The organism is Nocardia sp. NPDC023852 (genome assembly GCF_040639505.1).
Taxonomy (GTDB): Bacteria; Actinomycetota; Actinomycetes; order Mycobacteriales; family Mycobacteriaceae; genus Nocardia.
This window is the reverse complement of sequence record NZ_JBFAAB010000003.1, coordinates 225039-240860: the sequence shown is the minus strand read 5'-3', so window position 1 is coordinate 240860 and position 15822 is coordinate 225039. Positions and strand designations below refer to the sequence as shown.

Below are 15822 nucleotides of genomic sequence, written 5' to 3'. Positions count from 1 at the left end.
GGGCAGGACAGGGTCGGCCACGCCCGCGGAGCGCACGCCTTGGGCTCGAATGGTGCTCGCCCCGATCGGCGTGCTGACACTGCTGACGGCACTGCTGGGCATTATGTATCTCGACTACGTCATCGATCCGGAAAAGAACCTGCACGACTTCCCGATCGCCCTGGTGAACCAGGATGTCGGCGACACCATCGGGACCGCGGACAAGCAGCGGCAAGTGAACTTCGGCAACCAGATCACCGACGCGCTGGCGCATGGCGTGCCGTCCGACAAGGTCGATCTGCGGGTGATCGGCATCAACGAGGCCGAGCGGCAAATGCAGTCCGGGCGGGTCTACGGCGCGATCGTCATCCCGAGCGATTTCAGCAAGCGACTCGGCATTCTCGGTGTGGGCAGTGTCATACCCGGGGACATCCAGCGGCCGATCATCACGGTGCAGACCAACCCGCGCACCGGCGCGTTCGGTACCCAGATCGTGCTCCGGGTCGGCAACGAGGCGCTGACCGAGGTAAACAAGCAGGTCGGCGAGCAGCTCACCGATCAGGTGAACGCCCAGCTCGCGCCGAAGCCGGGCAGCCCGCCCGCGCCCGAACTATCCGGCGCCACTCGGGTCGCGCTCGCGCAGCCGGTGCAGGTGGTGGTGCAGCAGTACCACCCGTTGCCCCACGGCACCGGGCAGGGACTCATCGGGTTCTTCTATGCGCTGTTGCTGTTGTTGGCGGGCGTGGTCGGCGCGATGGTCATCCACACCATGATCGACGCCCAACTCGGTTTCGTGCCCACCGAATACGGGCCGTGGTACGTGCACTATCCGCCGACCCCGATCTCACGCTTCAAGACGCTGCTGATCAAGTGGGGCGTGCTGGTGCTGGCCGCGAACATCGTCTCGGCGGTGTTCCTGAGCGTCGGCAAGGTGCTGGACATGCCGATCGACCATCCGCTCGCGCTGTACCTCTACAGCGCGCTTGCCATTACCGCGGTCGGGGCGACCGGGCTGTCCATGCTCGCATCGATCGGCTCGGCCGGATTGCTGGTGAACCTGATCCTGTTCGTCATCCTCGGCTTGCCCTCCTCCGGTGGCACCGTGCCGATCGAGGCGACGCCGAAGTACTTCGGCTGGCTGGCCTCGTTCGAGCCGATGCACCAGGTGTTCCTCGGTGTGCGGGCGATCCTTTACTTCGATGCCGATTTCGACGCGGGGTTGTCGCGCGGGGTTTGGATGGCGGTCTTCGGCCTTGCGATCGGACTGCTGTTCGGCGCCGCGGTCACCCGCTTCTACGACCGCAAGGGACTGCACCGCGGCAATCGCGTCCAGGCATGAGCTAGCGCAGCATCGCTCGGTCATGGTGGAACCGAGCGCCGGCGAGGTGAAGGCATGAGCGCGCGCGGAATCGGTCCGCTCGGTTCGCGGCTCAGTCGGTGGCCCGGACGATCGGCAGCCAGCGCGCCACCTCGGCTGCTCGGCTTCCGGAGGCGCTGACCGCACCGGAATTCACCGCTGCGTCGAACTCCAGCAGGCCGGTGGCCAGCAACAGCCAGGTGCGCGGATCGGTCTCCACCACGTTCGGCGGGGTTCCCCTGGTATGCCGCGGACCCTCGATGCACTGCACCGCGACGAAAGGCGGAACCCGGACCTCCACCGAGTGCCCCGGAGCGTTCGCGGCAAGGGTGCGCGCGGTGGTGCGGACCGCCGCCGCCAGTTCGGTGCGCGCGGGGGCCGGTGCGGTGTCGTCCCGCAGCCATATGCTCACCGCCGCCACCGCGGCCCGCAGCTCCGCCGGGTCCACTGTCGATCGTCGCGCCACATCGCCGACGTTACCGCTGAAGGCCGGGCCGGGTTTACGGATCCCATGGGTCGAGGCCACCACTGGGATCCATATGGTCGAGGTTGGAAATTCGTCGGGTCGACTCCATCAGCCGTGCGCGGTTCAGCTCGGATTGATCCGCGTGGTAAGCCTGGGCGGCATCACGGTGCATCCGCGCCACCCGCTGCCCGATTTCCCATCGCGTGGCACGACCGACGCCGTTCCATTCATCAGGCGTGATCGCGGCACGCAGCGCTCGGTCCGAATGCCAATTCTGCTCAACGGTTTCGATGAAACGGTGATCGATGGGCGCACCGGGGGGTGGCGCGCTGGTGTTCCTGGCGAAGCTGTTCGCCGCGACCACGGCCTGCGCGGCGAAGGCCGTGCGCGCATCGTCGTCCACATGGTTTTCCACGGCGCGTGCCGCCGCAACGGCCTTCTGTAGTGGTTTGAAACTATTCTGGTTCTGCGACGTCGTCGACTTCTGGGTACTGAGGGCCCGTATCGCATTGCTGACGTGTTCCCGGCTCCCACCAGCAGACATCAAGGCGCTGGGCAGCTGAGAGTCGGTGATTTTGCTGTCTTCCAGACGTTTCAGAGCGTTCGCCACCCCGAGTTCGGTGCGCATTCCGCCGAAGTCGGCAGCGGCTTCCACTGCCAGCACTCGCCAATTCGTCCGGGCCAGCTGGCCCCAGATGTGCGATTCCCGCCGCATCGGCGCGATTTCGACGTTGGCCAGCTCAATCTGTCTGCGTCCACGTGCCTGCGGGTTGAGGGGGTTGGTAGTTCCCGCGGCGAGCCATGCGGCGACCGGCGACGAGTTGATGGTGTTGAGTGCCGCGAGTCCGGTAATCATCCCACCGCGAGAGCCGGCGGCATGGGACGTACCCATGCCAAGGGCCGTGCCACTGCTACTGGCGGACTTGACCTGACCGCCTTGTACGGCGAGCGCGAATCGATTGGCAATCCAGTCATTGCCGCTGGTGAGGCTTTGGGAGAGGCGTTTCAGCTGTGAGATCGCGATGATTTCGACGGCGCCCGCGATGACGATCACCGCCATCACCTGCCCCCGCGCCTGCTGGAACAGGTTGCCCATGAACAGCACGTAGACACCGAGGAAGATGGTGTAGGCGGTCATTCGCGCGGCGGCGACGAAACTATCGACGATGTTGCGGACCAGGAACGTCTGGCTCGGACCGTAGACGAATCCCCCCGCCGCGAACCCGAAGATCGACATGAACCCGTGGTAGATCGTGTCCAAGGCGGTCTTGATGACCTTGATTCCGAGGTAGGCCGCGAACAACAACAGGATCCCGCCACAGACCAACAACATCAGCCCGGTGCCGACCTGGCCCATACTCGGGTTCGCGGCCTTGGCGTGCGCGGCAGCGTCCCCACATGCCTTCATGCCGTTCTTCACCCGGTCGTCGTCACCGGCCAGCACCCCCGCCGACCACACCGACCGGCACGCGGGCCGCTCATCGACCACGTGCCCGAAGTTCCACACCTGTAGCGGACGCCGCGCGAAATTATCGGCCAGATTCCCCTGCATCGCCGCCACCAACTGGTTCGGATTCGGGTTACCGTTGCCGTTCAATCCGGCCGCCACCGAAATACCCAGATCACGGCCCTGCGCCAGCAACCCGTGCGAGGACAACACATCCTCCAGCGGCTCAGCCAGGAACACCGGCCCCACTATCGCCACCGCGACCATCGTCACCACCTGCATCGCGGCCTTTGCGTGATAGCCCCGCACGATGAACCACGCCACGAAGAACGCCCCCATCGCCGCCGCTGTCACCAACACCAACGGTGTCGCCACCTGACCGGTCAACGCATCCGCCACTCCGCGCAGCGCGGAGGAGAACATGTCCAGCCACCGGAAACTCAACGCGTATCCGATCAACCAGATCGCTGTCGTGACAATGGCGAGGTAGCCGATGAACTCCAGACCGACTACCGCCCACACGATGGTGGCGCCGGGGTTCAGCGGTCCGCCATGATCGCTGGCGAACAGATAGTTGGCCAGCGGAACGCCGGATGAGTCCTTGATATTCATCCAGCTCAGCCCGTCGACCTCGGATGCGCCACCGGCCGAGGCCGCCTGATACTGCGCGGTGGCCACCGCACCCATCGCGCCTGGAAAGACCAGGAGCGCCAACAGAATCAACACCAGCCAGACCGCGCGGCGCCGCCACGGGCCGACATTCGCCCATCGCAGTCGTAATCGGATCAATTCATCGACGATCTGGTTCGGATCGATTCTCGAGGTGTGGCGCTGCCGAAACCTGGCAATGTCGAGGTGGATCATCATGAGGTTGCGACGAATCGCGCTGCCGCGGAGCAGGTGTGCATGAAAGAGTCCCCATCCCATGTCGAACTCATCGTCCTCGGTCACCGCCAATGCAGGTCGTCACTCGTCGGACAGCTCAGGAGCGCCGGCGTCGTCAACCGCCCCTGGGGGCGTTGCTCGAGCACACTCTCTTTCCGTCTCCAGAGCGAGGCACAGTGGGACAGTACGTCCGTCTCATTGACAGGTTGCAGACGTTGTTCACGACATTGCGTGAACAACAAGTGACGTAATTCGAAAGCCGGAACGGTCGGCTGGGCCATGAAACATGTTCTGCTGCAACGAATGATCGACATGCTGCGAGTTAGCTCTACCAAGCACAGATCGCTGATCTCGGATGCGCGTCGAAGGTTTTACCTGGGTACGCATCGGATACGTCGCACGCCAGAAGCGACCGACCCCTGCGCAGCTCGGTCGGCGCAGGGGGCGGGGCTGGGGACGGTCAGGCGGTCTCGGCTGACTGCTTCGGTGTAGCCCGCATGCCGACGTAGCAGCATTCGGTGTCGTCGGCGAGGGTGGCGAAGACGACCGGCATGTAGTCCTCGCTGAAGGATGGTCCGGCGCCGGAGGCGGCGAACACGGTGGGCGAGACCGGAGTCAGTTCCATGCTCAGCGCGGGCGAGACGCCCGCCATGCCGTCGACGAATTCGTAGCGCATGTGGCCGGTGCCATCGGCACGTTTGGTGACGGTGACCACAACACCGGCGCGTCGGTAGGTGCCGACGAACGGGGCGATGTCCACCGCGACCGGCGGGTCGGCCGGACCGAACGGGTCGGGCATGCGGACGTCCGCCAACTCGGCGAGCAGTTCGCGGAACAGTGCCGCGTAGAGCTGGCGCGCGCCACCACCGTTGGTGAGCAGAGCAACCGCGACCCCCGCCTCTGGTACCGCCCGCAAATAGGCATACTGGCCGATCGCGGCGCCGTCGTGGCCGAATCCTTTGACGCCGTCCCAGTCGTACAGGGTCCAGCCGAGGCCCCACCCGTCGGCGCTGACCGTCCACTTGTCCGGGACGTCGACTTCGCGATGCCGCATGGCTGCGACGGATTCGGCGGACAGAACCCGGGTACCGTCGGCCGCGAGCCCACCCTCGAGGTGCATACGGGCGAAACGGACCATGTCGCCCGCCGAGCTGATCACCCGCGCCGCCGGCGCGACCGACCGGGGCATGAGATCCCACTCCGGCGCGGGATCCGGATCGGCGCCCGGCTCGCCGAGGTGACTCATCGCGACGCGGAACCGCAGCGCCTGCTCCGGCAGGGTCACCAGATGATCGAGTCCCAGTGGGGCGGCGAGCAGGTCGTGCACCGCCTGATCCCAGGTCTTGCCGGTCAGCACCTCGATCACCCGGCCGAGGACGACGTAGCCGAGACTGCCGTAGGACATCGCCGTCCCCGGCGCGCAGTCCAGCGCGACATCCCTTGCAGCCCTGACATATTCCGCGAGGCAGTTATCGCCACGGCCGGTGTCGTGATTGAAATCGTTTGTCACGCCGCCGGTGTGGCTGAGCAGCTGCCGGATCGTGATCCGCCGCGTCGCCTCCGAGTCGGGTGTGGCGAACTCGGGCAGCACGTCCACGACCGGAGCGTCGAGGTCGAGCTTGCCCAGGTCCACGAGCCGCATGATCATCGTCGCGGTGTAGACCTTCGCGACGGAGCCACAGAGGAACACGGAGTCGTTCGTCACGGCCGTCCCGGTTCCTCGGTGCAGGACGCCACTGGCGATCTCGTAGACCTGTCCGTCGACCAGCACGGCGAGCGATGCGCCGGGTACGTGGTGCGCGGCACGCAGCTCGTCGAGCCGCGCCTGCCACCGCGCGACGGAGAACCGGCGGCCGGACGAATCCACGCTCCCCCAGCTTCCTCGGACATTCCAATCGCCCGCCGCATCCCAGTTCACAGTGTTCGACATCGCTTTGCTCCCAATTTTCCAGTTGACGCGTACGTCGTTCCCTTATGCGCACACTGTACTCATCAGGGAACGATGTGCGCAAGTGCGCGTTCGGAATCGCTACTGGCGAATGACCGAATTCCGTACAACGCCAGCCGACCGGCAACCACGCTCAGGCACGATCCCCCTGACACGCCTCCGCGAGGCAGCGGCGCGCACGGTCAGGGCCCGGCGGCGCTGCGGAAATCTGACCACCGCCCGCGTTCCCCACGTGGACGAAACCAGCACGACAGTGCGCGGACCCGACCACCGAGCGGTCCTCGATATCGAACGCCGTCGCTCCGGCTCAGCCGCTACGGAACCCACCGAGACGACGGCCGAGCCGGGAAGCGACCGCTCCACCGACATTGACGGCCAGATGCAGGAAGGCGGGGGCAGCGGCGCTCTCGGCACGACGGCCCAGCCAGCCGAACACGAAGCCCCCCACCGAGGTAACGGCAATGGTGGCGGGCACGCTGTCACCCGCCGCGCGCGCGGGCGCGATATGCCACAGCCCGAAGGTCAGTGCGCCGAGCAGCGCGCCGATCCGTGTGCCGAAAGCCTTGTCCAGCAGGGGATCCAAGGTCGCGCGGAAGACGAGTTCCTCGCTGTAGACGGTACCGATCGGGATATGCACGGCAACCCACTCCGCAGCCGACACCTCAGGACTCCGATCGGCGAATTCCCCAAGGCGGTGCCGAGTCGACGGAATGGCAAGGGTCGCAGCGTAACCGGCGGCGACGACTGTGGCCGATACCAACCCGTAGCGCACGCCACGCGGCGCGCACCAGTTCGGCCTGCCGCGCATCGCCAGCGCGTATCCGGTGGCGAAGCCCGTGTTGGCGGCGGTCCGGCCACGGATGCCGAGGCCGAGCCAGGGCAGTACCCAGTTGTTCCAGGCAGGCGGAATGACAACAGCCGCAGCCGTTCCCGCGACACGTAGTCGGCTCACTTGATCTTCCGCTCGTAGTCCTCCGCGGCCTCCAGCTCGACCCGAATCCGCTCGGAGACCTCCGCGGTCCAGTCCGGTGGCGCCGCGATGGCCGCCCAGCCGTCCAGCACCAGGCTGCCATAGCGGTGCCCGTGACCGTCGGTGACGCCCTGTGCGTTGGTGAGGTCGGCGGCGACCTGCCAGAACGTCACGAACGGCCACCAACGCATTTGCGAAGACACGTCCGACCCCCGCGGCTCGGACAACCAATCCGGTTTCGAAAAGATCAGATCCGGCGACCACCAGACGATCGGGTCGGACGCGTGTTGCAGGTACGCGAGGCGCGGCGCCCGCCATTCCGACGAGGGCCGCGCCAGATCGGCGCTGTCGGAGGCGAACCGGACGACGAGCCCGTCCGCGTACATCGGCTCGACCTCGCGCGAGCCCGGATCGCGGCGCGAAACGAACTGCTTCCACAGCCGGTTCGAATTCGGCGGGCCGACCCACAGCGCGCCGTCCACCTTGGCCCGCAGGTCGGCCAAGCCGTCGAAGGCGGCCTCGGACCCCTCCGAACCCAAGCTCTCCCCGTACACCAGCAGCTTCGGCCGCAGCTGCGGCGGTCGTGCCGTCCAGTGCTGGTACACCGCGTCGAACAGGCGCTCGCCCGCGACCGTCGCCTTGCCGCGGTCGGCGAGGAACGACAGCACGCTGGGCAGATACGAGTACTGCGTGGCGACGATAGCGGTGTCGCCGCCGTACATGTACTCGATCGCTCCGGTCGCCATGGCGTTCACCCACCCGGTTCCGGTGGTGGTGACCACCACGAGCACCTTCCGGTCGAACGCTCCGGTCCGTTCCAGTTCGGATACCGCCAGCTCGGCCTGTTCCTCGCCCTCTTCGGCGGATTCCAGACCGACGTAAGCCCGGATCGGTTCCTTGGCCGGCCTGCCGGTGACCGAGGTGATGCGACTCGCGGTCGGGCCGTGGGAGACGAACCACCGCCCTTCGAACCCGAGAGTTTCCCATTCGGCCAGCGAGGTCGGGCTGCCCGAGCGCTCCGGCTGCTGCGGCTGGACCGCGTTCTGCGAGTTGTGGTCGTTGCGCACGCTGAAGGCGGAGTTGGCCACCGCGAAGAACGCCCGCGAGGCCACGCCGTTGAAGATCGTCACGGCCAGTACGACCAGCACGAGGAACCCCGCCGCCGGCGCCAGTTCGCGCGGTACCTTCACCCACCGGTTGAGCAGGCGAGCCAGGAACAGGATGATCTCGCGCGCCGTCCGGTACACCGCGACCACCGCGGCGCAGATCGCCACGCTCAGCAGACCCGTACGCAGATAGGCGGGCGTGGTGGTGCCCTCCATCCCCATCAGCGCGGTGATCTCGCGCTGCCAGCGTGCCGACTGCACGAGCATGAGAGCGGCGCTCAGCGCGGCGGTGCACAGGACGGCCGACTTGACCGCGTAGCGCACCCAGGTGGGCGGCGCGGGAATCCTCAACCGTGGCCGGACCCACAGCCGGAACAACCATTCCAGCAAACAGCCGACGCCGTACCCGAGCGCGGCGTTGACCCCGCTGATCAACCCCTGGAACAGCCAGTCACGCGGCAGCAGCGACGGCGTCACCGACAGCGCGAAGAAAACCGTTGCGACCACAAGGCCGATGTAGTTCAGGTCGATGATCTCCTCGGCGCGCCGGACGACCACGACGCCGCGCTTACGCAGCCTCTGCATGGTCGTGGCGGTCTCCAGCACTGCACCAGTATGGCGGTCGCCACCGGCGGCCCGATGCGTTGCCCGGCCGCGACACGGGCGCCGTCGACACGGATCACACCACGCTACCGTGAAGAAGCACCGCCGGGGATGCCCCGGCACGGCAACTACCCAGTCCGCTCGAGTAGTTGTACGCGGTCATTCGCACCGCTGAGTCCGCAGACTTCATATCCATGAGCACACCCAACGCACAGCCGAAGACCACCTCGGCGTTCGTCGCCCAGGCCGCGATCGCGTTCGGCGTCAGCTTTCTCGGGGCGGGCGCCGGCATCTGCTATCTGCCACTGGACATCTGGCAGCGGGGTTTCCTCGCGATGTCCATGCTCTTCCTGGTGACGAGCACCTTCACGCTCGCAAAGGTGGTACGCGACCAGCACGAGGCCGCGACCGTGCATGGCCGCATCGACCAGGCGCGGATGGAAAAGCTGCTCGCCGAGCACGATCCGTTCACATCCGTCGCCTGACCACGCGCACCTGTGCGGGCCCGACAATCGAGGGGTCCGGGCCCGCACAGGTGGGCGTTCCAGCGAGCGCTGTCGCCGTCGAGATCTTCCGGCCGCCTGAGGTCAGATCGTGCCTGCGCCGAACAGCTTCGGCAACGTGCCCTCGTGCGCGGCACGCAACTCGTCCATGGTGATCGAGAACTGGCCCTGCACCTCGACCGAATCCGACCCCTGGTCGACCACGCCGATGCGCACCCACGGCAACTCGCGGGCGGTGCACATGCGGGTGAACCTGGTCTCCTCCGAACGTGGCACGGCCACGAGTACCCGGCCCGCCGACTCGGAGAACAGCATGACGAACGGGTCGGCGTCCTCGGGAAGCAGGACGCGGCAACCGGTCTCGCCGGCCAGCGCGGCCTCGACGATGGCCTGGGCGAGCCCGCCCTCCGAAAGGTCGTGTGCCGCACTGATCATGCCGTCGCGCGAACCGGCGAGGAGGACCTCGGCGAGCAACTGCTCGCGGGCGAAGTCGACCCGCGGCGGGACGCCGCCGAGGTGGTCGTGTGTGACCTGCGACCAGATGGAGCCGCCGAACTCGTCGCGGGTGTCGCCGAGCAGGATCAGCGTCTCGCCCGGCTCCAGGCCGAGCCCGGTCGGAATGCGGCGGTGCACGTCGTCGAGCACGCCGAGCACGCCGACCACCGGGGTCGGCAGGATCGCGGTCCGGCCGGTCTGGTTGTAGAAGCTCACATTGCCGCCGGTGACCGGAATGCCCAGCGCAACACAGCCATCCGCGAGACCGCGCACGGCCTGCTGGAACTGCCACATCACACCGGGGTCCTCCGGCGAACCGAAGTTGAGGCAGTTGGTGACCGCCTTCGGAGTCGCGCCGGTGGTGGCGACGTTGCGGAATGCCTCGGCCAGCGCGAGCTGTGCGCCGGTGTAGGGGTCCAGCTTGGTGTAGCGGCCGGAGGCGTCGGTAGCCAGCGCGATGCCGCGGCCGGTCGCCTCATCGATCCGGATGACGCCCGCATCGGCGTGCTCGGCGAGCACGGTGTTGCCGCGCACGTAGCGGTCGTACTGTTCGGTGATCCACTTGCGGCTGCACAGCTGCGGACTGGAAATCATCTGCAGCAGCGTGGCGCGCAGTTCGTCGGCGGTTTTCGGTCGGGTCAGCTTGTCAGGGGTGTCGGCGATCAACGCGTCCTGCTCGTCGGGCCGCTGAACCGGGCGCTCGTATACCGGGCCCTCGTGCGCGACGGTGCGCGGCGGCACGTCCACGACGGTCTCGTCATGCCAGGTGACCACGAGCCGGTCGCCGTCGGTGACCTCGCCGATCACCGTGGCCAGCACGTCCCACTTGCGACATACGGCCATGAACGCGTCCACATTCTCCGGGCTGACCACCGCGCACATGCGCTCCTGCGATTCGCTGGAGAGCACCTCGGCGGGGGTCATGTTGGCCGCGCGCAGCGGCACCTTGTCCAGTTCGATGTGCATACCGCCGTCGCCTGCGGCCGCGAGTTCGGAAGTGGCGCAGGACAATCCGGCGCCGCCGAGGTCCTGGATGCCGACGACCAGCTTCGCCGCGTACAGCTCGAGGCAACACTCGATGAGCACCTTCTCGGTGAACGGGTCGCCGACCTGCACCGAGGGCAACTTCTTGCGGCTGCGCTGGTGGCCGGGGCCCGCAAGCGACCCCTCCGAAGCCGGGTCCGAATCATCGGAGAAGGTGTCCGAGGCGAGTACCGAGACGCCACCGATGCCGTCCAGGCCGGTGCGCGCACCGAACAGGATGATCTTGTTGCCGGTCCCGGAGGCGAAGGCCAGGTGCAGGTCCTCGACCCGCATCACGCCTGCGCACAGTGCGTTCACCAGCGGATTGCCCTGGTAAGAGGCGTCGAACACGGTCTCCCCACCGATGTTCGGAAGGCCGAGCGAATTGCCGTAGCCACCGACGCCACGCACCACGCCGTCCACCACGCGACGGGTGTCGGCCGCGTCCGCCGCGCCGAAGCGCAGCTGGTCCATCACCGCGATCGGACGCGCGCCCATCGCCATGATGTCGCGCACGATGCCACCGACCCCGGTGGCCGCGCCCTGGTACGGCTCGACATAGGAGGGGTGGTTGTGGCTCTCCACCTTGAAGGTGACCGCCCAGCCGTCGCCGACGTCGACCACGCCCGCGTTCTCACCGATACCGGCGAGCATGGATTTGCGCATCTCGTCCGTGGTGGTCTGACCGAAGTAACGCAGGTGCACCTTCGAGGACTTGTACGAGCAGTGCTCGCTCCACATGACGGAGTACATCGCCAGCTCGGCGTCGGTCGGCCGGCGACCGAGGATTTCCTTGATGCGGGCGTACTCGTCGTCCTTGAGGCCCAGTTCTTTGTAGGGTTGCGGCACATCGGGGTTTGCTGCGGCTGCGCTGACGGTGTCGACCTGCGGAGTCACGGAGTACCAGGGTCCTTTCGGCCGGGCAGGGGGTCGGCAAGCCGGCGGAGCCGGCCGGGTGGGCGAACTCAGCGAAGCGACGAGCGTTGTCACTGGGTTGCGGCGAGATGCCTGGGTGTAAGTCTAGAGGCAGTGGATAGGTGCCGCGCAGCTGAGGGCGTAGCAGCAGCACCGGCCGTGGTCGGTGACCATTTCCCCGGCGGCGTATCGAGGGGATACGGCCATGCGGGTCAACCGGCCGACCGGCCGAACCGACCCGCTACTCTGAGCCGGTGAAAGAAGGATCGGGGGTTGCGAATCCGGGTGAGCAACCGGTCGCCGCCGATGCCGCTCGCGCCAGAAGCGCGAATTCCGCATCGACCACCCGCACCGCATCGCTGAACCTCTCGTCGCCCCAGGTGCGCTGGCTGATTGCTGCCATTGCGCTATTCGCGGTGTCGGCGCTCGTGTCGCTGCTGGCGCACTGGTGGCACGGCTTCATCGATCTCCGGGTCTACCGCAACGGCGCCCGAGCCTGGCTGGACGGTCGCGAGTTGTACGGCCCGATGCCGCCGGTCCTCGGAATCGGACTCCCGTTCACCTATCCCCCGCTGGCCGCCTTGCTCTTCGCTCCGCTGGCCCTGATGTCGCTGCCGATCGCCGAAGTCCTCGTGGTCGCCAGTTCCGTACTGAGCCTCGGTATCACGGTGTGGCTGGTGCTCGCGCGCATCCGCCCCGAACTGACCCGGCTGACCGCGCTGACATCGGTGATCGGCGCGGTAGCGCTGGCGCAGTTCTTCGAGCCGATCCGCCAGACGGTCGGCTTCGGACAGATCAATCTGGTGCTGATGGCCGCTATCACGCTGGATTGCCTGGTGCGCAAGCCATTGTGGCCGCGCGGCATGCTGATCGGCATCGCGGTGTCGGTGAAGCTGATTCCAGCCGGATATCTGCTGTACTTCCTGATCCGCAAGGACTGGAAGGCGGCGGGCACGCTCGTGGTGTCCGCGATCGCAGCGGTCGGCCTCGGATTCGTACTGTTCCCGAGCGACTCGGTGGAGTATTGGTTCCACGCTCTCGCGGACACCGACCGGATCGGCCCGCCCTATTTCGCGGGCAACCAGTCCATCAAGGGGATGACCTTCCGTCTCGGCGTTACCGATTCGGTGGCCACCCTGCTCTGGATCTCGCTCTCGCTGATCACCGTCGCGCTCGCCGCGGTGTGGATGCGCAGGCTGATCGACGCGGGAGCCCCCGTCGCCGCGCTGCTCGTGAACGCCGCCACGGTGCTGCTGGTCTCACCGGTGTCCTGGTCGCACCACTGGGTATGGATCGTTCCCGCGCTGGTGGTCACCGCCGACATGATGGTGCGCGGCAGCCGCGGTCGGTGGCTGATCAGTACCGTCGCGGTGTTCACCGTGCTACTCCTGATCGGCCCGCACTGGCTGTTGCCGCACTCCACCGACCTCGAGCTGGACTGGGCCTGGTGGCAGCAGATCATCGGAAGCAGCTATGTGCTGGCCACCCTCGGGGTCTTCGTGATCGCGGTCGCCACCTACCGCCCGGTGACCTCAGGTGTGAGGAAGGCGGCCAGCGCCGCCGCGTAGGCCGGGACGTCGGCCGCGCCCATCAGCTCACGCGCCGAGTGCATCGCCAGCTGCGGCGCCCCGACGTCGACCGTCGGTATGCCGGTGCGGGCCGCGGTCATCGGGCCGATGGTAGAGCCGCACGGTAGGTCGGCGCGATGCACGTAGCGTTGCAACGGAACTCCGGCCTCCGCGCAGGCCAGCGCGAACGCTCCCGCGCCCGCCGCGTCGGTGGCATAACGCAAGTTCTGGTTGACCTTCAGCACCGGCCCGCCGTTCACCTCGATCCGGTGCGCGGGCTCGTGCCGCTCCGGGTAGTTCGGGTGCGTCGCGTGCGCCATGTCGCCGGACGCACACACCGAACCGGCCGACGCGGCCAGGTAGTCGGCGCGTCCGCCGCCGCGCGCGAGCACGATGCGTTCCAACACTGTGGGAAGCAGATCCGACTGCGCTCCGCGATCGGACTGGCTGCCGACCTCCTCGTGGTCGAACATGGCCAGTACCGGGATGGCCGCGCCCGGCTCGTCGATCGCCGCGAGAAACGCCCGCAGGCCCGCGAAACAGGTGCCTTGGTTGTCCAAGCGTGGTGCACTCACCAGATCCTGGTCGCGCCCGACGAGCCTGCTCGGCGTCAGGTCATGGGTCATCAGCTCCCAGCCGAGAACCTCGTCCGGGTCGACCTCGGCGCGGCCGGCCACGAAATCCAGGAACGCGTCCGACTCGTATCCGACGCCCCACACCGCGTTGACGTGACGCTGCGGGTCCAGCGTGACGCCTTTGCGGTCCTCGGAGAGGTGGATGGCCAGCTGCGGCACCCGCAGGATCGGCTCATCGATCCGAACCAGCCGCTCGCGCACCGTGTTTCCGTCGCGTACGCTCAGCCGCCCCGAGACGCCGAGCTCACGATCCAGCCAGGAATTCAGCCACGCGCCGCCGTAGGGCTCCAGGCCGACCAGCTGCCAGCCCGCGGAAACCAGGTCCGGGTGCTGCTTGACGCGCAAGTTGGGACTGTCGGTGTGTGCGCCGACCACCCGAAACGGGGTCGCGCCCGAGGGGTCCGCCGTGGCCCAGGCGACCAGCGATCCACCGCGTATCACGTAGTGCCTGCTCGGGCCATCCGAGGGCCAGGGCTGCGACTCGAAGAGCCGGGTGAAGCCGCGAGCGTCCAGCTCGTCGGCGACCGTTCGGCAGACATGGAACGGCGACGGCGACTGATCGATGAACGCGCACAGCCCGGCGGCTGTGGCGTCAGTGGTGGAAACGGGCATGCCTGCGATCCTAGGCAAGCCGGTCGTCAGGACCGACGCGCCGCCCGGGACGGGCGGCGCAAGGCGATCATCGGCAACGACTACATCTGACCGTGCGAGGCGATCCGCATCATGCGCGCGCTCGCACGCACGGTGGGTTCGCTGCACATGCCTGAAATCCTCGACGCAATCGACCGCGGCCTGGCTCGAAAACCTAGGGCGACTATGGATTTACCACGGAAACCAGCCGATCGAACACGGCTACCTCGTGCGGCCTACGGCGTCGAGTTCGACATTTTCGACCGACTCCTCTGATCCGCGATCGGCGGCAGGCTAAGCGGAGACCAAAGTGTCCAGCACCGAGAGGAATATGCCGAGGCCGTCATCGCTCGGGCCGGTCAGCGGCTCGGTGGCGTGCTCGGGGTGAGGCATCAGGCCGACGACGCGACCGTTAGCCGACGCGACGCCCGCGATGGCGCGCTGCGAACCGTTCGGGTTCTCACCCGCGTAGCGGAAGACCACCCGGCCCTCGCCCTCCAGTTCATCGAGCACGGTGGCCGAGGCCTGGTAGCGGCCCTCGCCGGACTTGAGGGGAATCAGGATCTGGGCGCCCGGCTCGTAGCGGGAGGTCCACACCGTCGACGCCGATTCCACCGTCAGCCATTCGTCGCGGCAGATGAAGTGCAGACCCTCGTTGCGGGTGAGCGCGCCCGGCAGCAACCCGGCCTCACACAGCACCTGAAAGCCGTTGCAGATACCCAGCACCGGCAGGCCGGCGGTCGCCGCGCGCACGACCTCACCCATCACCGGGGCGAACCGGGCGATAGCACCGGCGCGCAGGTAGTCACCGTAGGAGAAGCCGCCGGGCACGACGACCGCGTCGACGCTCTTCAGGTCGGCGTCGGCATGCCACAGACTGACCGCCTCGGCACCCGCCGAGCGCACCGCCCGAGCGGCGTCGACATCGTCGAGCGTGCCGGGAAACGTGACGACCCCGATACGCGCGGTCATGAGAGGCGGACCACCTTCCACTCCTCGATCACCGTGTTGCACAGCAGCGATTCGGCGATCTGCTCGAGTGCCTCGTCGTCGACGCTGTCATCGATGTCGAGTTCGAATCGCTTGCCCTGACGCACATCCGAGATGCCCTCGAATCCCAGGCGCGGGAGCGCGCCGACGATGGCTTGTCCCTGGGGATCCAGGATCTCGGCCTTCGGCATCACCTCGACCACGACTCGTGCCACGCGTTGCTCCTCATGTGGTTGGGGGGTTACCTGAGCAGCCTAGTTGTGCTGGTCGCAAACGGCATCCGCGGGGTCGGACAAATAACC

The 15822-nt window shown here is 67.2% G+C and carries 12 protein-coding genes; 3 read left to right on the top strand and 9 right to left on the bottom strand.

The genetic code is table 11. The features are described 5' to 3' along the window. Positions 1–49: 49 nt before the first annotated feature. Positions 50–1318, top strand: coding sequence for an ABC transporter permease (locus tag AB0H00_RS08700; protein WP_357263466.1), 1269 nt, complete (start codon positions 50–52; stop codon positions 1316–1318). A 91-nt stretch (positions 1319–1409) separates the two neighbouring features. Here AB0H00_RS08700 and AB0H00_RS08695 read toward each other — a convergent pair whose 3' ends face one another. From AB0H00_RS08695 to AB0H00_RS08675, 5 genes are all read right to left on the bottom strand, one after another. Beyond that, the gene (locus AB0H00_RS08695; RefSeq protein ID WP_357263025.1) at positions 1410–1802 is read right to left on the bottom strand and encodes a sterol carrier family protein; all 393 of its coding nucleotides are present in this window, start codon (positions 1800–1802) and stop codon (positions 1410–1412) included. A 34-nt stretch (positions 1803–1836) separates the two neighbouring features. Continuing rightward, the gene (locus tag AB0H00_RS08690) at positions 1837–4200 is read right to left on the bottom strand and encodes a hypothetical protein (protein ID WP_357263022.1); all 2364 of its coding nucleotides are present in this window, start codon (positions 4198–4200) and stop codon (positions 1837–1839) included. Positions 4201–4594: 394 nt separating this feature from the next. Next, positions 4595–6064 carry a serine hydrolase domain-containing protein gene (locus AB0H00_RS08685; protein WP_357263019.1) on the bottom strand — a complete coding sequence of 490 codons (1470 nt, stop codon included), beginning with the start codon at positions 6062–6064 and terminating at the stop codon, positions 4595–4597. Between the two features lie 325 nt (positions 6065–6389). Next, a complete protein-coding gene (locus AB0H00_RS08680) occupies positions 6390–7034 on the bottom strand; it encodes a CPBP family intramembrane glutamic endopeptidase (protein ID WP_357263016.1) in 645 nt (214 codons plus the stop codon). After that, positions 7031–8743, bottom strand: coding sequence for an alpha/beta-hydrolase family protein (locus AB0H00_RS08675; protein WP_357263464.1), 1713 nt, complete (start codon positions 8741–8743; stop codon positions 7031–7033). The genes AB0H00_RS08680 and AB0H00_RS08675 overlap by 4 nt, the downstream gene beginning before the upstream one ends. A gap of 212 nt (positions 8744–8955) precedes the next feature. On the opposite strand from AB0H00_RS08675, the gene AB0H00_RS08670 reads away from it, so the two are divergent. Next, positions 8956–9246, top strand: a complete 291-nt coding sequence (locus tag AB0H00_RS08670) for a YiaA/YiaB family inner membrane protein (RefSeq protein ID WP_357263014.1) — start codon at positions 8956–8958, stop codon at positions 9244–9246. A 102-nt stretch (positions 9247–9348) separates the two neighbouring features. Here AB0H00_RS08670 and purL read toward each other — a convergent pair whose 3' ends face one another. Next, positions 9349–11679 carry a phosphoribosylformylglycinamidine synthase subunit PurL gene (purL, locus tag AB0H00_RS08665; RefSeq protein WP_357263011.1) on the bottom strand — a complete coding sequence of 777 codons (2331 nt, stop codon included), beginning with the start codon at positions 11677–11679 and terminating at the stop codon, positions 9349–9351. 272 nt (positions 11680–11951) lie between these two features. On the opposite strand from purL, the gene AB0H00_RS08660 reads away from it, so the two are divergent. Next, positions 11952–13265, top strand: coding sequence for a glycosyltransferase 87 family protein (locus AB0H00_RS08660; protein WP_357263008.1), 1314 nt, complete (start codon positions 11952–11954; stop codon positions 13263–13265). Here AB0H00_RS08660 and AB0H00_RS08655 read toward each other — a convergent pair. The 3 genes from AB0H00_RS08655 to purS all read right to left on the bottom strand — a co-directional run bounded on the left by AB0H00_RS08655 (position 13214) and on the right by purS (position 15735). Continuing rightward, positions 13214–14512 (bottom strand): M18 family aminopeptidase, encoded by a 1299-nt coding sequence (locus AB0H00_RS08655; protein ID WP_357263005.1) that lies wholly within the window; start codon positions 14510–14512, stop codon positions 13214–13216. The two genes, AB0H00_RS08660 and AB0H00_RS08655, sit on opposite strands and share 52 nt — an antisense overlap. A 312-nt stretch (positions 14513–14824) precedes the next feature. Continuing rightward, the gene (gene purQ, locus AB0H00_RS08650; RefSeq protein WP_357263003.1) at positions 14825–15502 is read right to left on the bottom strand and encodes a phosphoribosylformylglycinamidine synthase subunit PurQ; all 678 of its coding nucleotides are present in this window, start codon (positions 15500–15502) and stop codon (positions 14825–14827) included. Next, positions 15499–15735 (bottom strand): phosphoribosylformylglycinamidine synthase subunit PurS, encoded by a 237-nt coding sequence (gene purS, locus AB0H00_RS08645; protein ID WP_327112165.1) that lies wholly within the window; start codon positions 15733–15735, stop codon positions 15499–15501. The genes purQ and purS overlap by 4 nt, the downstream gene beginning before the upstream one ends. Positions 15736–15822 lie beyond the last annotated feature (87 nt).